Annotated in this window: 21 protein-coding genes and 1 pseudogene; 5 read left to right on the top strand and 17 right to left on the bottom strand. The window is 46.3% G+C overall.

Features of this window, described 5'->3' with window-relative positions; all coding sequences use genetic code 11:
- Nucleotides 1-184: 184 nt before the first annotated feature.
- The 11 genes and pseudogenes from I8U21_RS07365 to I8U21_RS15170 form a co-directional block, all read right to left on the bottom strand.
- Entirely contained in the window at nt 185-2,119 is a 1,935-nt protein-coding gene (locus I8U21_RS07365; protein WP_198053607.1) for a phage tail protein, read from the bottom strand.
- On the bottom strand, nt 2,119-2,358 hold the full coding sequence (locus I8U21_RS07360; RefSeq protein WP_198053606.1) for a hypothetical protein: 240 nt from the start codon (nt 2,356-2,358) through the stop codon (nt 2,119-2,121). The genes I8U21_RS07365 and I8U21_RS07360 overlap by 1 nt, the downstream gene beginning before the upstream one ends.
- A 50-nt stretch (nt 2,359-2,408) precedes the next feature.
- Entirely contained in the window at nt 2,409-2,726 is a 318-nt protein-coding gene (locus tag I8U21_RS07355) for a hypothetical protein (protein WP_198053605.1), read from the bottom strand.
- Complete coding sequence (locus tag I8U21_RS07350) at nt 2,723-3,301, bottom strand: hypothetical protein (RefSeq protein WP_198053604.1); 579 nt, start codon at nt 3,299-3,301, stop codon at nt 2,723-2,725. Before I8U21_RS07350 ends, I8U21_RS07355 begins: the two co-directional genes overlap by 4 nt.
- A gap of 10 nt (nt 3,302-3,311) precedes the next feature.
- Nucleotides 3,312-3,596: pseudogene (locus I8U21_RS15375) on the bottom strand (hypothetical protein); the annotation flags it as partial.
- A 77-nt stretch (nt 3,597-3,673) separates the two neighbouring features.
- The gene (locus I8U21_RS07345; protein WP_198053603.1) at nt 3,674-4,078 is read right to left on the bottom strand and encodes an HK97-gp10 family putative phage morphogenesis protein; all 405 of its coding nucleotides are present in this window, start codon (nt 4,076-4,078) and stop codon (nt 3,674-3,676) included.
- Nucleotides 4,078-4,395, bottom strand: a complete 318-nt coding sequence (locus I8U21_RS07340) for a phage head closure protein (protein WP_232337563.1) — start codon at nt 4,393-4,395, stop codon at nt 4,078-4,080. The genes I8U21_RS07345 and I8U21_RS07340 overlap by 1 nt, the downstream gene beginning before the upstream one ends.
- Nucleotides 4,392-4,703: a head-tail connector protein gene (locus I8U21_RS07335; RefSeq protein WP_198053601.1), complete on the bottom strand. Its 312-nt coding sequence runs from the start codon at nt 4,701-4,703 to the stop codon at nt 4,392-4,394. The genes I8U21_RS07340 and I8U21_RS07335 overlap by 4 nt, the downstream gene beginning before the upstream one ends.
- Complete coding sequence (locus I8U21_RS07330; RefSeq protein WP_198053600.1) at nt 4,700-4,849, bottom strand: hypothetical protein; 150 nt, start codon at nt 4,847-4,849, stop codon at nt 4,700-4,702. The genes I8U21_RS07335 and I8U21_RS07330 overlap by 4 nt, the downstream gene beginning before the upstream one ends.
- Nucleotides 4,850-4,890: 41 nt before the next feature.
- A complete protein-coding gene (locus I8U21_RS07325; RefSeq protein ID WP_198053599.1) occupies nt 4,891-5,847 on the bottom strand; it encodes a major capsid protein in 957 nt (318 codons plus the stop codon).
- 16 nt (nt 5,848-5,863) lie between these two features.
- A complete protein-coding gene (locus tag I8U21_RS15170; RefSeq protein ID WP_255516940.1) occupies nt 5,864-6,358 on the bottom strand; it encodes a capsid assembly scaffolding protein Gp46 family protein in 495 nt (164 codons plus the stop codon).
- Here I8U21_RS15170 and I8U21_RS07315 point away from each other — a divergent pair.
- Nucleotides 6,357-6,815, top strand: a complete 459-nt coding sequence (locus I8U21_RS07315) for a DUF600 domain-containing protein (RefSeq protein ID WP_181730743.1) — start codon at nt 6,357-6,359, stop codon at nt 6,813-6,815. The two genes, I8U21_RS15170 and I8U21_RS07315, sit on opposite strands and share 2 nt — an antisense overlap.
- A 306-nt stretch (nt 6,816-7,121) precedes the next feature.
- On the opposite strand, the gene I8U21_RS07310 is transcribed toward I8U21_RS07315, so the two are convergent.
- The 3 genes from I8U21_RS07310 to I8U21_RS07300 form a co-directional block, all read right to left on the bottom strand.
- Complete coding sequence (locus tag I8U21_RS07310) at nt 7,122-7,601, bottom strand: hypothetical protein (protein WP_198050747.1); 480 nt, start codon at nt 7,599-7,601, stop codon at nt 7,122-7,124.
- 184 nt (nt 7,602-7,785) lie between these two features.
- Nucleotides 7,786-8,433, bottom strand: coding sequence for an ATP-binding protein (locus tag I8U21_RS07305; RefSeq protein WP_232335447.1), 648 nt, complete (start codon nt 8,431-8,433; stop codon nt 7,786-7,788).
- A gap of 338 nt (nt 8,434-8,771) precedes the next feature.
- Nucleotides 8,772-9,407 carry a hypothetical protein gene (locus I8U21_RS07300; protein ID WP_198053597.1) on the bottom strand — a complete coding sequence of 212 codons (636 nt, stop codon included), beginning with the start codon at nt 9,405-9,407 and terminating at the stop codon, nt 8,772-8,774.
- Between I8U21_RS07300 and I8U21_RS07295 the strand changes: the two genes are divergently transcribed.
- Nucleotides 9,352-10,008, top strand: a complete 657-nt coding sequence (locus I8U21_RS07295; protein WP_483316385.1) for a hypothetical protein — start codon at nt 9,352-9,354, stop codon at nt 10,006-10,008. The two genes, I8U21_RS07300 and I8U21_RS07295, sit on opposite strands and share 56 nt — an antisense overlap.
- Entirely contained in the window at nt 9,974-10,264 is a 291-nt protein-coding gene (locus tag I8U21_RS07290) for a hypothetical protein (RefSeq protein WP_198053595.1), read from the top strand. The genes I8U21_RS07295 and I8U21_RS07290 overlap by 35 nt, the downstream gene beginning before the upstream one ends.
- A gap of 185 nt (nt 10,265-10,449) precedes the next feature.
- Here I8U21_RS07290 and I8U21_RS07285 read toward each other — a convergent pair whose 3' ends face one another.
- The gene (locus I8U21_RS07285; RefSeq protein WP_198053594.1) at nt 10,450-11,619 is read right to left on the bottom strand and encodes an IS256 family transposase; all 1,170 of its coding nucleotides are present in this window, start codon (nt 11,617-11,619) and stop codon (nt 10,450-10,452) included.
- Nucleotides 11,620-11,898: 279 nt separating this feature from the next.
- Here I8U21_RS07285 and I8U21_RS07280 point away from each other — a divergent pair, with 279 nt between their 5' ends.
- Entirely contained in the window at nt 11,899-12,777 is an 879-nt protein-coding gene (locus tag I8U21_RS07280; RefSeq protein WP_198053593.1) for an IS982 family transposase, read from the top strand.
- A gap of 66 nt (nt 12,778-12,843) precedes the next feature.
- Nucleotides 12,844-13,269, top strand: coding sequence for an OsmC family protein (locus I8U21_RS07275; RefSeq protein WP_081160204.1), 426 nt, complete (start codon nt 12,844-12,846; stop codon nt 13,267-13,269).
- Between the two features lie 100 nt (nt 13,270-13,369).
- Here I8U21_RS07275 and I8U21_RS07270 read toward each other — a convergent pair whose 3' ends face one another.
- Nucleotides 13,370-14,830: an aldehyde dehydrogenase family protein gene (locus tag I8U21_RS07270; protein WP_198053592.1), complete on the bottom strand. Its 1,461-nt coding sequence runs from the start codon at nt 14,828-14,830 to the stop codon at nt 13,370-13,372.
- Nucleotides 14,831-15,146: 316 nt separating this feature from the next.
- Nucleotides 15,147-16,316: an IS256 family transposase gene (locus tag I8U21_RS07265; RefSeq protein WP_198053591.1), complete on the bottom strand. Its 1,170-nt coding sequence runs from the start codon at nt 16,314-16,316 to the stop codon at nt 15,147-15,149.
- Nucleotides 16,317-16,321 lie beyond the last annotated feature (5 nt).

The following is a 16,321-nucleotide window of genomic DNA, read 5'->3' as shown; positions in this document are numbered from 1 at the left end:
GGTCATGACTCCAGCACTCGCGCCACCGCCCGCGAATCCAGCGATAAGGCCCCCCTTGGATGGCGGAGCCAGAAGCCCAGCCGTTTCTTCCATCCCAGCGGAAACAGTCTTCAACAGCGGAGACAGCCCCCGATCCATCCGGGAAGCGAATGTTGGGAAGAAGGATTCACCGGATTTGTCCAGGTCAGAAAGCGGGCCTTTTTTTTGCCGGGGAGAATGGCAAGTAGCTTCGAATCTTTGCCATCCCGCTTTCGACTGCGCTGACCGCTTTTGCCAACCCGTTTTTGATCCCGTTTGCCAGGGCGGTCATCAGCCCTTTCCCTGCGCTTAGGAAGCTGCTGACATATCCTTTCACGGTGTTGTAGGCGCTCCGAATCCCGTTTGAAATGGTGCTTTTGATGCTATTCCAAAGGGATGTCGTCGTGCTTTTGATCCCATTCCAAACGCTTGTGATGGTGGATCGCATGGCGTTCACCGTATTAGAAATGGCGCTCTTGATCCCGTTGAACACGGAAGAAGCGGTGGATTTTAGACCGTTCCAGATACTGCTGACCTTTGCTTTCGCTGAATTCCACGCCGTTCTTATGAATTGCGTCACCGCAGAAACGGCGGAAGAAATCCCCGATTTGATGGCGTTCCAAGCATTTGCCGCCGCGCTTTTCAGCGAGTTCCAAAGCGGGAGAAGGAAGGCTCTTATTTTGCTCCAGTTCATGATGATGATAGCCGCCAAGATGATCACGGCGGTGATGATCGCGGTGAAGGGGTTGGTCATCATAGCTACACGCAAGAGGTTGAACACGCTGATCAGCCCTCGGAACCCAGCCACCAGCATCCGCAGAGCACCGCTTACCAGCGTGGAAATGGCTGTCCCGATCGTTCGGAAGATGGGCGCCATTTTGGAAAGACCACCCGTCAATGTGGTAATCCCAGTGATCAATCCAATGATGGGGCCGATGACCATCTGGAACACGCCAATCAACTGGAAGAGGATCACCAACACCATGCCCACGGCTGGGTGAAGCTGGAGAAGCCATTGAACGAAGCCCAACAGTTTGGTGATGATGTCCAACACCACCGGCCCCAACGGCGCCATGGAAACCACCAGTTGGCCGATGATGTCCGCCACTTGCCCCAAGATGGTCATGAGCTTCGGCCCGTTTGCCTGTGCGTAGGCGATGAAGTTTTTGAACCCTTGGGAATTTGCCAACCCCGCCGACCATACAGCAAAACGTTGGGTGAGCCCAACCAATCCGGATTGCATGTCAGAGGAAACTGGCTCGAATGCCATCAACAAATTCATGATGCCGATCATGACATTGCCAAAGGCGGTTCCGAAGTTCAAAAGCGCCGGACCGGCATTTCGAGTGAGCCAGTGGAAAAACTTTTGCATTTGATTGCCTTTCATCGCCTTGTTCATGTTGTTAAACATGAGGCTGACGGCGTTGATCGACATCTGGAACGTGGGCCTTAGCTTTTCCAGGGTCGTCTTCAACAGATCCAACCCCCGGATGAACACATCCAGCACCGGATTTTGAAGCGACTTCACGAAACCATCCCAAAAGGATTTGAAACTCTGGAAGGCGTTCAACGCCGCTCGCTCCTGCTGTGTAAGGCCACTATATACGGCTTGTAGCTCTTTCATGGCCTTTTTCCGCTCTTTGGCTGTATCCGCTTCGGCGATCTTCTTCTGGATCTTCTCAACCTCTTTTGAAGCGTCGAAAACGCCGTTCAATGCAGGGATAGCCACCGCACCAAATGCCGCAGCTCCCGCACCGGCAGCGGCAAACGCCGCGGTCAGTCCACCAACGGCCGCGGTTGCGCTTGCCAACACCGGAACAATGGCCGGGCCCAAAGCCATGATCGTGCCCATGAAGCCGCTGGTGTTGGCGTGAATATTGACCGTTTTTCGATTGGGAATATCTTCGACCTTGTCTTCCACGTCTTCCAACTGTTTTTGGGCTGCGGCTGTGTCTGCATCCACCTCAATTTTGAGGTAGTCCCGAATATCAATAATCTTCCGATTCACTTCTTCTGCGGCTTCATCAATGAGTTTCAGGCGCGCCAGAACCGCCTTAGAGCCTTTCAGTGCAACCTCACCAAACATCTTGAACAGTTCCATCAGCTCACCCCCTTCTGGTCCGCTTTCCTGATCGCCTCAGCCCGGCGGATGATTTCCTCTTTTGACATCACGGTTTGGGGCTGTTGTTTTCGTTTGATTTCAGCCATGAACTGCTCGAATGGAATTCGCTTTTCCGGCTCCATATGCGGGAATAGCGTAACCCAAAAGCCCCATGCCTTTTCCTCAACTTCCTTTTCTAATGCTTGGCGGATCAGGGAAAGCCCATCCGTCAGACTCATCCCCAACAGATGGGCGAATCCGGAACCATAACGGCGGAGTAAAAGGTCTGTCAGCTCGCTTTCTCGGTCTTGAAGAGCGAGCGAAAAAAATCGCCAAGCCCTTTGACCTGGCGCAATTCATCCATGAATTGTCCCAATTCCTCTAAGCTCATTTCTTTGAACTGATCAGGGGTTTTCCCCGCAAGATCAGCGAAAAAGCTGGTGATCTCCTCTTCTGCTTGATCGAGATTTTCAAACAGCAACAAAAAGAGCTGAAGCCCTAACTTTTCCGGTTCTTTGGCATTCAGGGCGGCCAGCTCTTTTTTCAGGTTCAATTTACGGATGATCGACGACAGACGGAAAATATCGCTCGTTTTTAGTTGTCTCATGCTCCCACCACCGGATAACGGATTTCATAGGGTACTTGGGACAGATTAGCCGGATCATAATGAGCGGAAAGGACGATTTCCGGTTTCCCTTCTTCCTTGTCTTCCAGCTCCAATTCAATCTCATCATCCGCTAAGACGTTGTACAGGATGATGACACAGGGTTGATCCGTCCCGCTCACAGTCGTTACCAAGGCCACGTTTTTCAAATAGTCCGAGTCAAGAATTTGCCCACGTGGTTGGATTTTGTCGGCGATTTTCGTGCTTCCACCTTCATCCATCACGTCAGATACATCGGCTGCTGTCAGGGCCATTTTGAAATTCTCCACCGACATTTCCAAAAGATTAATCGTAAGGCTGGCATTTTCAGTGATAATCCGCCGGGCGCCTTTCACTTTGCCCCGTGCGCCGTCGATTTCGATTTCCTTGATCTCGCGCTCTACGGTGAAACTATTTCCGCCAGAGGTCGCACCAATCAGCCTTTCATCCACTTCGCCATAATTCACATACACGGCCCCAGCGTCCAACAACATGTTTTTCACGGTATCAGCCGTGATTCCGTGGGTTTGGTACGGCATTGTCATCCTCCTAACTTTCGTATGTCCTCAGTTCATACCGCAACTGTCGGCGGCGAATGGTTGGGTCTGGATCAGGCACCATCAGCCGGTTGATCCGATATATCCGTGTATTCCAACCATCCCCGGTATATCTCAAACGGTTCAAAGCCCGATCAATGCTATCCGCCAGTGTTTGGAGTGTCACGGTTGATCCATCCGCGGGCTGGTCCCATACGTCGATTTCCAAGATGAAATCTTCTCGCCATTCACTGGGGTTGCTGACAGGAAGCCGATAGACGACATACGGGAAAACTGCGCCCTGTGGTGCCCATTCCTAGTACACACGGGAGTGAATCTTTTTCAATTCAGCCACAATGAACTTTTGTAAATCGATCACTTCAAACCACGCCCCAATTCTCGCGCGACCAGCTTTTTGATTTTCTGCTTGTTGTCCTCAAATGCCGGAGTCAAAAAAGGCTGTGGTCTCTGTCCCTCAGTCCAAACCCATTCGCCTTTTCGGTTTTTGTACACCCAAGGCGTCTTTCGGCCCCCTCCGTTTTGTGCATAACGACCCGTCCCAAATTCAACGTAGGGCGCATATTCGATGTTGGTGCCGATGACCACGGATTTCCGGCCGTCATTCACAATGAAATCGATGCTATCCCGGAGGGCACCGGTGTCGATGGGGACCCGGACTTGTGCCTCGCCGCGAATGAAAATACCGGTTGCTGTCAGGGCTCGTTCTTCATTTTCACTTAGTCGCTTGATGATCCGGTTGATGTTCGATTTGTAAGCCATCAGCGGATCAGCTCCAGCGACACTTGGAGGAAACGGCCATAGTTCATTGGATCATCCACGAAAAGGACGTTGTATTCTTTCCCTTTGTATCGGATGCGGTCCCGTTCCTGAATGTCCGAATCGCCATGGGTGAAAAACATGTGCGTGGCCACCACTTGTGGCGCGTTGGCCACCTGTTGCTCGCTGCCGGTCACAGCGTCCATGATTCCTGCCAGATCGGCCACCTTTGACCAGTTCTTCACCGGGTTCCCCAGCTCATCGGATGTCTCGGTATATCGCCACAATTCAAATCCGGAAACAAAACGCCGCTCGATCATACGAATTTTGGGCGGCGGTAGTTGTTCAGGATGGTTTTGATTTCCACCGGGTATTCGCTCGAATAGGTAACGCTATGCCGCGCAAGGGTTTCGCTTTGAACTCCCGCCTGCTTCATGTGGAATTCGCACATCTTGGCAATCGCCAGCTTGACGCCGCCGGGGAACGCTTCGTTTCCCTGTTCATCGGTGAATTCCCGGTTGCAATAGGTCGAAGCATATTCCTTTGCCATGGGGAGAATAGCGTCGAGATAGGCGTCATACTCTGTCCCGCTGACCCGTAAAAGTGCCTTCACTTCATCTACCGTCACGCCCGTTCACCTCCCTTTTTTGAGGGCTTTTTCGCTTTCTTGGTTTCCGGTTCGGTCTGTTTATCGGCTTCCTGTTTTGCTGCTTCTTCAGCAGCTTTTTGCGCCGCCAATTCGCGCCGTCTCCGGTTGAATGCGGTCACGCTCATGCTTTCACCTCCAAACCAAAGAGGAGGGCGTCATGCCCCCCTTAGATTTTGTGTACGAACTTCACGATGCGGATTTGCTTGTTTTCATATACTCGGGTCCAGTTGGTTCCGGTGGCCAACTCAGCATTGGTCGGGCTGGAGCCTGTAAACGTTCCAGTAAACGCCACGCCACGCGGGTGGAGGATATAGGTTTTCCGGTTGATCAGGTAATCCTCACCGGCCAAGCTGTCGCGGTCCGTTTCTGTGGCTACAAAGTTCACGGGATTTCCGTTGCCAAGAGCGATGGCACCAGGGCCGAAAATATAGGTGGTGTAGGTGCCAGCGTTCACTGGGCAAGCATCGTCAACAATGACCCGTTTGCCCATGTAAAAGGGGACCTCCGGCGATCCGGTAGACGGCCGTTCGTATTGAATCAAATCCTGTTTGGCAAGTGCGGCCTCAACAGCGGAATGCATCACGATCCCTGTCAACTGGCTTTTGGCATCCCCCAGCTTTTGGACGGCATCCACAAAGCTGGAAGCACTGATTTTCTCAGCACCTCCCGTCTGGCCGGAAATGTCGTGAACGTTGCCGGACATGGAGGCGGAGGCGAACACACCGGTCAGGGTGTTGATCAGTGCTTTTTGCATCATCCGTGCCCAGTAGCTGGCCACGAGATCGGCGATGGCGCCCATAGGATCGTCACCAGCCAGAGCCGCAGCCAAATCATTCGCGCCCCACGCACGTCCGCGCCGGAGGATTACAGCTTCATCTTGGCCAGCAGTGATTTTCCCAGGCGTCAAAGCTCCAGAATCAGAAAGCACTTCATCATCGCCAGTCAGATCGCTCCAGAACGGCATATTGACCGTTTTCGCTGCTGCGCTTGCCAGACGATCAAATTCTGGGCTATTTTGAACAATTCCACTTTGAAACAAAGCGGAAAGCTCCATTGTACGGTTCACAACATAGGGGTTAAATACTTCAGGGACGATAACATCAGCAATTTTCGTCACAGCCATTTATCACACTCTCCTTTTATTCCTTTGCTTGTGTCATCAGTTGTTGGGCCAGCTCTGGGTTCTCTTTGAGGATCTGGGCTTGCTTGGTCAGGTTAAACGTTTCTTTCCGCCACGGGTTGTCCATCTGCTGCTGATTCGCTGGCTTGTGCGGCTCGCGGCCGTGCTGTTTGAACGTTTCACCGACGGCGGCTTGAATAGATTGGGTCCATACCTGTTCCAAGAGGCCCAAGTTTTCCAGCGTCTTTTCCTCACTGTCGGAAATGAAAAAATCGACCAGATGGGCGGGGAGCTTCTTCTCAATGGCGAAGTCCTTGGCTTTGGCTCTCAAGGCTTCGCGCTCCTTTTCGCGCCGGATCTGCTGGAGCGCGGGCGCTTTTGTCAACGGGGACACTTGAAAATTTTTGGACAGATAACCGCTGATTTCTTCGCAGGCCGAGTAGTTTTGATGTACAGTATACAATTGATGGCGTCGGATTTGAGCAACATATTCCAAATTAGGGGTGAAAGCCATGAAAAAAGGTTTTGAAGATGTTCTTGCAGAGTTACAAGCTGAAATGGTGGCGATCTGTTTAGAGTATGTCAATAACAGAGCGGATGATATCTATATTTACTGTTCTTGTGAATTATCGTATTCATTTAACGTGTTCTATAAAATTAACGGCAAGGTTGTTCATAAAAACCAACTAAACGAGGTATTAGAAGATAAAATTTATGATGTTTCAAAAGAAAAACAGTGGAGTATGCTACACAAAGGAGTTGAAATATTAAAGCAAATTCATAATAAATGTAAAGAATTTAATCGGGAAATGCCTACCGAAATAAAAATGCATTACAAGGTAAAAGAGAACAAACTACGAGCAACATATAAGTATGATTTAGTCTGGTCTAATGACGATATGCTTTTACCAGATGATATTTTTCTTTCTTGGTTTGAAGAAGTGCGTCAAGAAAATAATGCAGGTCATTGATACAAGCATTATTTTTACCTGCCCACTTTTCTCTGATGAGATGCTTCATTTCTGTCTTGTGAATATTTGAGCAAATAAAAAAGGTCCATCTCCGAAGGGAGACCCGGAGAACCCACCAGTGCATCAAGCTGATTTCACGTGGATTTATGAAATGACACCAGCTTGACCTATTGTCCATTGTCCGATCACTTGATAACTCATGCGGGTTATTCTATGCTTCTTCGATACTAAACTCATACTGTCTCCTCTTTGATACAAAGATTAAAAAAAGGGCGATATAGCTTCCTTATCGCCTTGGGAATATAATTATTCAGGATCAGTGGTTTCCAGCAACACTCGTTTAAAATCCTCATACATCTCAAATGCTTCTTTCAATATTTCCCTTAAATCATCATAATTGCGGAATCCGGCTGCTCTGAAACGTTCGTCTGTACCATCCAATAACTGCTTTAACCAGTCCCATGGATCACCAATCAGTAACTCCCCATCTTTTCGGACCACCCAGATCAACTCCAAAAGAGCATATTTGAGATAGATATGAAATCCAAATTGAAAGGAAGGATATTCCTCTACAATTTGAAAGAAATTTTCCCTTTTATCGTAACGGGCCGGATAACCCAATTCAGCAAATATCTTCGACACTTCATTGTTATCATAGTTTTTAAACCTTTCATCAGACTTAAATTTGTACCTTGCAGCCAGACTTTTGTACCTGTTGATAAAATCAATCTTCTCCAATGCTGCTCTGATCTCCGGTGGTAATTGCATTTCTGGTGGTTTCTGCATGATTCATTCCTCTCTGCTTTATTTCCATGCCATATTTACTATTGGCCAAATCCATCAAACAACTTTTGTATTTTTTGATGGTAGAACAAGATTATCCTGATGCTGCAGCATGAGGTGGCATCCCAGCCGGCTTAAATTGTTTGAGAGTTTGCCTTGATATGAAGGCGTTCTGATTCAGAGTGTGTCACTCCCAAAACTTCCGGTCAAGTGTCCGGTACTGGATCGCTTCGGCAATATGGGCAGGCTCGATGTTTTCTTTTCCTGCCAAGTCGGCGATGGTGCGGGCCACCTTGAGGATGCGGTCATGCGCCCGGGCACTCAAACCGAGGGTTTCAAAAGCCTGCTTCATCAGTTGGAGCGACGCCGGATCCAACTTGCAATATTTGCGGATATCGGCCGTACTCATGGTGCTGTTGGTTTTCGTTTCGCTTCCCCGGAAACGTTCCTGCTGCCTTTTTCGTGCCTGGTTCACCCGTTTTCGGATGGAAGCGGAGGTTTCCCCTCTTTCCCCTTCGCTCAATGTTTTAAAATCCACTTTCGGCACCTCGATGTGGATGTCGATCCGATCCAGTAAGGGACCGGAAATTTTGGACCGGTACCGTTGCACTTGGTGCGGGGTGCAGGTGCAACTGCGATCCTCTTCATAACCAAAAAAGCCGCACGGACACGGGTTCATGGAAGCCACCAGCATAAATTCCGCCGGGTAAGTGTAAACCGCTCTTGCCCTTCCCAGGGTGACGGTCCCGTCTTCCAAGGGCTGCCTGAGCACTTCCAGCACCGTTTTGGAAAACTCCGGCAATTCATCCAGGAAAAGAACGCCCCGGTGCGACAAGCTGATCTCACTTAGTATTATGAAACGACACAAAGAACAACAGCCGTCTAAAAAGCCGAACATCACTTTTGCTGCAAGTCCGACTCTTTCCTATACCTTTTTCCAAAATCAATTCTCAATCCCACCTCGATGAAACGACTTATTTGATTAAGTAAAATACTTCTGGCTTTAAGTGAAACCGACTAGCAAGAATATGGACACTTTGAATCGATACTTGAACATATTAAAAAGCAGCCCAAAAACCTAATGGGCTGCTTTCTTTTTATGTGAATTGCACTAATTTGAATCCCTCGGAGAGATTCGCTGATTAATTCTCGGGGTGATTATGAAGCTCTAATTTAGATACGTGTCTGTGTACGGGGTTTCGATTCAATTCGAACAATCTGATTTTTATCAAATTCTATCTCATAATCACAATAGCAGGATTGTACTAAATGTGTACAATTTCCCGTTTCGTGATCTGTAATTGCTCCCCTATACAATAAACTAGCTTTGGATTCCTCTCTAAAGTGATCTACAACAATATTTAGAATAGCTTCGGGATTAATAGTTCCTGCAAAATATTTTGTAGGATGATCTTCTTTTAACTTATCATATATTATGTTACTCAATAAATTCAACGATATGTTGCTGATCGCTTCGGATGCTGGCTTAACTAAAAAAGTTATGAATTCCATAAAGTTACCAGCACCATGTTCAAATGATACGCTTTCTTTATAGATTATATTCAACTCGTATCCATTAGCTTGTGCAATTTCTTGTATTTTCTCTACTAGAACTGGCCCATTGAATTCCAGTGAAAGATAAAAGCCCTCGATGTTTGAGTACATTTGTTCTTCTTCATTGAAATATTGCAATCCCTGGTCACGTTCTTCGAACCAATCAACAATATAGTTAAATGGCTCCTTATTTTCAGAGTTGGTATGTAGATATATATTCAAGTTCGATCGATTTCCGGAGTTACGAAACTCCAAAGTCATTCCATCTCCCGCGGAAATCTACGGAATTCAGGTCGGGGATGTCTATTCCGCTTACACTTCCCGCCGTTGTCACGCTGTAACTGAGGCAGATCTGGAACAGGTAAAACAGAAACTGCTGGAAACAGGATTTTTGAAGGAAGAAGAACTTTCGTTATTAAAACCCGGAGATATTGTCTCATGGTCTGGGGGAGAGTTGTTTGTCACTCTGTCTAATCCGTATTCCTCTGATTGCAAATTAGTCGTTTTGCATGCAGATATTAATGCAGCTCAGAACCTGCAAAAAAGATTTTGGAATCAAAATAGCGAGATTTTTCGTATTGTATGCCAACGAGTAAAAGATGAATCTTATGTGCCAACGAATAAAAGAACCCGGAAACTTCTCGGAGACGGGAAATTTATAAAAATTGGAAATGATGAGGTATATCAATGGGAAGCAATGGACAAAAAGAGAGTTAAAAAGGCTCTTGCTTCTCAAGAGGACGTGACGGAAGCTGTTCATGAGTTAGTGCGAGGATATGTTACTCTTTTCCGGGACCCGAGTGGGATAAGAATAAGAACAATTGGTATCAAAACCAGGAGTTGGCGGTCATTATAATGCTCATGAAAGTAGGGAGCTGATTGATCTTATTAACCAAATAAGAGTGATTCAAGCAACTTTAAAAGAGGAAAATAGCGAGTTTTATTTTGAAATAGACAGTTACTATGAAGAAATACTTGAAACTTGCATGCAATTTTTATCTGAAATTGGAGGCAGTTCGATTCCTGAGGATTTCCCTAAAATAAATATTATTGAACATAAGCCTATTTTACTCTTGTTAACTCAACAATGGTTGAAAGCCCCTTTAACATGAAATCAGCAGTCAGAATTCGGCTTATGGTACCGTCAAGAATTTTGTGTAATGTAAGATAGATAGGGTATCTCTGAAATGGATTTGGAATGGATAGGGAACCGGTTTCCTTCACACAATAGACTGAATATTCAGTCTCTTGTGTGGAAAGGGAAAATCCCCTTATTTTGTTTATTTACAATATTTGGTTAACAATAACGTTCTTCAAACATTCGTTGAAGGGCTTCTTGCGCTTCGGCAAATCCTCGCAACTTTCGCCCTGCCCATTTCTCGTTAAAGTCCTGTATCGTCAAATATACGACTTTTTCAGCGGCTTCTAAACTGCTCAAACTGTTCATCGGTTTTAGGCGTTTCCGAATCTCCTTGATCGTTCGTTCGATGGCATTGGTCGTATAAATCACACTTCGAATACTGCTTGGATAGTCCATAAAGGTGAGAAGGACATCCAACTCATTTGCCCAAGATTGGACTTCCCTTGGGTATTTGTGAGACCATTTGGATTGAAACTGTTGAAACATCTCCAATGCGATTTCTTTATTCGGAGAACGATAAATGAGTTTCAGGTCCTCCGCCATTTCGAATTGATCTTTTTTCCGAACACGGCTGAGGGTGTTGCGGACTTTGTGAACGACACAGCGCTGCACATCGGCTTTCGGATACACCGCCTTAAAGGCTTCCTCCAACCCCGGAAGGCCATCGAAGACGCCAAGAAGCACTTCCTTGACGCCTCTTTTGTAGAGCTGTTGGAGAATCTCCTGCCATACATAGGCGCTTTCTTGTCCTCCTACGAAGAAATCAAGAATTTCACGATACCCTTCTTCGTTCACCCCCAATACCACATAAATAACTTCTTTCTCTACCGTATCCCGGCGAAGTTTCACGTACAAGCCGTCCAAATATAAGACCGAATAACGCTTGTGTAGTGGACGAGCGTGCCATTTCTCGATGTCTTCCTTCACGACATCGGTAATCCGGCTGATCGTCGCAGGAGAATAGGTGCTTCCTAGAATTCGTTCGATAAACTTGCCAATTTCACGCGTGCTCATGCCACTTTGGTACATCCTAATGATTGCTTCCTCCAGCCAGCCCGTGTGCCGTTGGTAAGGGGCAAACAACTGTATTTGAAATTCCCCGTTTCGGTCTCTTGGAACCAAAAGACCCTCAATCCGGCCATATTGTGTATCTAGATTTCGCTGATAGTAGCCGTTTCTCATATTCGGCGTTCCAGCCTGTTCGATTTCGAGGAAATTTTTGATTTCTTCCCGCATAATCAGTTCTAATTTTTCTTTTACAAACTGACGAATGGCATTTTCCAGTTGATTTGCCCAGTCGACATTCGGTATACTTCTTTTAGACATAGGTAGGGTACTCCTTTCTCTGGAATGTGTTGTGGTCCAAATCAGAGAATACCCTACCTTTTTTCTTTTGTTCTAGCAAAATGCTTTACACAAAATTTTATACATCATCTGTATACGAAAAGATATTTTTTTTGCATTTATTTTTTTGGCAAAGTAAACTGAATAGTAACATCATACCCGTGGTGCTAGATAAAATCAAACAAGCATAAAAAATAGCTCTTGCCTGGCGAATCTCCTGTAGAATGAAAGTGCGACCTACCATTCGAAAGGAGAATCCCCATGCAAGAGCACTTTCATTTTACTACAGATCGTGTCAAACTTCAAAAACAATATGCATCGATTTTGCTTTTTGTATCGGCTCAACTATCGAGTATCCAGATTCCTCTTCAACGTCGAAATCGTCATTTGTTGAAACAGAAAGACGAAGTCATCATCACCATCCATGTCCTTGGAAAGTTGTTGGGCTTCACTTCCGAACGGGCTTGGCATCGGTTTGTGATTGGGAATTTGTTTCCCAAGGTCTTGTTCCCTGAGCGCTCTCGATACAACCGTCGATGCCGGTCGTTGCGTTGGGCGATCAAATGGATTCGTCACCAACTCGCCAAACGTGGACAACATCACGCTTATGCGGTGGTGGATAGCTTACCCATTGAACTCTGCCTCCACGCACGAATGTATCGCGTCAAACGATTTCAAGGAATCGCAGATATTGGGTATTGTGCATCCAAAAAGATGGCTTACTATGGATTTAAGCTTCATCTTCAGATTACCGACCAAGCGCTTCCGATGGGATATGTCCTGACCGAAGCATCCTGCCACGACCGGACAGCTGCGGAAACCGTGATGGCCCAACTTCCTCATCCGTATACACTTGGCGACAAAGGATATGTGAGCCAAGCCTTGCAAAAGAAACTATACGATGAATACAAAATCGCTTTTTGGACGCCTGCTCGGAAAAATCAACGAGTTGCGCAATCAAAAAAATGGAAACAATGGATGAAGCAAAAACGCAAAATCGTCGAAACTGCGTTCTCGGTTTTAGTGGATTCATTTCGGATTACGGAAATTCGTGCCAATTCGGTTTCTGGATTTGAAACGGCACTGGATGGTATTTTACTGGCTTACTCGCTTGTTGTTCTTGGGCTAGTTGAGCGTTAAGACTCAACTAGCACCACGGGTACATCATTTATTTCACCGCTGGAGCAAAAAGAGGAGGAAGAAAAAGTGAAAGCGAAAGTGACGTGGAATGGGCAAATGTCATTTACAGGGATGAGCGCTTCGGGAGTGGAAATCCCGATGGATGCCTCCAAAGAAGCAGGGGGGCAAGATTCTGGAGCGAGACCGATGGAATTGATTTTACATGGGCTTGCCGGATGTACGGGAATTGACATTATATCGATCTTGACAAAAATGCGACTTGAGGTTCGTTCGTTTTATATGGAAGTGGAAGGAACCCGTGCGGACGATCATCCGAAACGGTTTACGGATATTCACATTCATTATGTGTTAGAAGGGGATTTGCCAGAGGACAAAGTCGTCCGTGCCATTCAATTGTCTAAAGAGAAGTACTGCTCTGTATCCCATTCGTTAAATGCCAACATTACGGCAAGCTACTCGATTAATGGTGTGAAAGGGGAAAAACAGTTGTAAAAATCCAACAAGTCACGATTCACGCCAATACAAGCGAATTTTAAAAGGGGCTGATTGGAAAGCAATTCTGCTTTTCGGTCGGCCCCTTTTTCTTGGACTACTAAAACGGATAGCGGCGATACTCCTTTTGAACCGATACCCATTTTGTCATCGTAAACTCTTCCACAACCCACGGGTTTCCGAACCGTCCGATACCGCTGGATTTTGTGCCGCCAAACGGGACGGTCGGGCTATCATTGACCGTCTGATCGTTAATATGTGTCATACCGCTTTCAATTTGTAAGGCTAATTGTTCGCCTTCGCTTAAATCTTCGGTGAAAATCGCTGAACTTAAACCATATTCGGTATCGTTCGCCATCGCGATCGCCTCGTCATCGGATTCAGCTTTAATAATGGTCGCGATTGGGGAGAACAATTCGGTTTGTGCCAGTTTGCTGTTATTATCGACATCGACAAATACAGTCGGCGTTAAAATGTTGCCGATTCGCTTTCCTTCGAGCGCCACTTTGGCACCTTCTTTTTTCGCTTCTTCAATGATCGCCAAGGCTTTTTCGATTTGTTTTTCGTTAATCAGCGGACCGATGATCGTTTTCGGATCGCGCGGGTCGCCATACGGAAGCGCTTTCGCCCGTTCGACGAATTTTTCGACAAACTCATCATAATGGTTTTTATGGACAATGATGCGGTTAATAATCATACAAATTTGCCCTTGATGGATAAACTTGCCGAATATTGCTGCGTCAACGGCACGATCCACATTGGCATCAGCAAGAACGACAAACGGGTTGTTACCGCCAAGCTCTAGCGCGACGCGTTTTAACATTCCGCCTGCGATCGCTCCGATATGCTTGCCGACAGCGGTCGAACCAGTAAAACTAATAAGCTGTGAATTCGGATTGGTTAACATATCGTCGCCGATTTCATCGATATCGGTGAGAATGACGTTTAAAACTCCTTTTGGCAATCCGGCATATTCAAAGGCTCTTGCGATGATGGAGCCGCCTGTGAAGCATGTTTGGATATCCGGCTTATGTGCGACGCTATTTCCTAACGCAATCGCTGGGGCGATTGTTCTCATCGACAAATTCATTGGAAAGTTAAACGGAGAAATCGATGTGATGACCCCTAATGGCAGGCGATAAATCCGGTTGATTTTTCCTTCTGTTTCCGACGGAATTTCCTTCACTTTTGTCAATTCATCGACCATGTTGATTGCTTCTTCGACAAGCCCAATCGATAAATCGACTTCCACATTCGCCTTAATGATGCTTCCGCCTGTTTCGCGGGCGATCATATCCATAATTGCATCCCGATTGGAACGTAAATATTCCGCCGCTTTGCGGAGCACTTCCTTTTTCTCTTCTGGGGGTGTGTTCGCCCATTCTTTTTGAGCTTGTTTGGCGACGTCAAACGCTTCGGCAAGCTGTTTTTTCGTTGCCAGACGAATGGTTGCAATAACGGAATTGTCATACGGGTTTAAGTTACCATATGTCCGTTCGCTAAGTCCATCGACCCATTCGCCGTTGATGAAACTTTTGTTGAATTGTTCATATCGTTCCATCAGAGACACCTCCTTTGTATACAGTGACAATCCTATTTTTTACACTCATGATTTTTGTTATGCATTACGTTATTCAACCTTTTAGGATAAAACGCGAGTGAATGACAAAAGATTTTTCCGTAGATTCATAGACAATCACGAATAGTTAGAAAATACGGTACCGTCAAGAATTTTGTGTAATGTAAGATAGATAGGGTATCTCTGAAATGGATTTGGAATGGATAGGGAACCGGTTTCCTTCACACAGGAGACTGAATATTCAGTCTCTTGTGTGGAAAGGGAAAATCCCCTTATTTTGTTTATTTACAATATTTGGTTAACAATAACGTTCTTCAAACATTCGTTGAAGGGCTTCTTGCGCTTCGGCAAATCCTCGCAAATTTCGCCCTGCCCATTTCTCGTTAAAGTCCTGTATCGTCAAATATACGACTTTTTCAGCGGCTTCTAAACTGCTCAAACTGTTCATCGGTTTTAGGCGTTTCCGAATCTCCTTGATCGTTCGTTCGATGGCATTGGTCGTATAAATCACACTTCGAATACTGCTTGGATAGTCCATAAAGGTGAGAAGGACATCCAACTCATTTGCCCAAGATTGGACTTCCCTTGGGTATTTGTGAGACCATTTGGATTGAAACTGTTGAAACATCTCCAATGCGATTTCTTTATTCGGAGAACGATAAATGAGTTTCAGGTCCTCCGCCATTTCGAATTGATCTTTTTTCCGAACACGGCTGAGGGTGTTGCGGACTTTGTGAACGACACAGCGCTGCACATCGGCTTTCGGATACACCGCCTTAAAGGCTTCCTCCAACCCCGGAAGGCCATCGAAGACGCCAAGAAGCACTTCCTTGACGCCTCTTTTGTAGAGCTGTTGGAGAATCTCCTGCCATACATAGGCGCTTTCTTGTCCTCCTACGAAGAAATCAAGAATTTCACGATACCCTTCTTCGTTCACCCCCAATACCACATAAATAACTTCTTTCTCTACCGTATCCCGGCGAAGTTTCACGTACAAGCCGTCCAAATATAAGACCGAATAACGCTTGTGTAGTGGACGAGCGTGCCATTTCTCGATGTCTTCCTTCACGACATCGGTAATCCGGCTGATCGTCGCAGGAGAATAGGTGCTTCCTAGAATTCGTTCGATAAACTTGCCAATTTCACGCGTGCTCATGCCACTTTGATACATCCTGATGATGGCTTCCTCCAGCCAGCCCGTGTGCCGTTGGTAAGGGGCAAACAACTGTGTTTGAAATTCCCCGTTTCGGTCTCTTGGAACCAAAAGACCCTCAATCCGGCCATATTGTGTATCTAGATTTCGCTGATAGTAGCCGTTTCTCATATTCGGCGTTCCAGCCTGTTCGATTTCGAGGAAATTTTTGATTTCTTCCCGCATAATCAGTTCTAATTTTTCTTTTACAAACTGACGAATGGCATTTTCCAGTTGATTTGCCCAGTCGACATTCGGTATACTTCTTTTAGACATAGGTA

Source organism: Thermoactinomyces sp. CICC 23799, assembly GCF_016055145.1.
Classification (GTDB): Bacteria; Bacillota; Bacilli; order Thermoactinomycetales; family Thermoactinomycetaceae; genus Thermoactinomyces; species Thermoactinomyces intermedius.
This window is presented reverse-complemented; position numbering and strand designations above follow the sequence as displayed.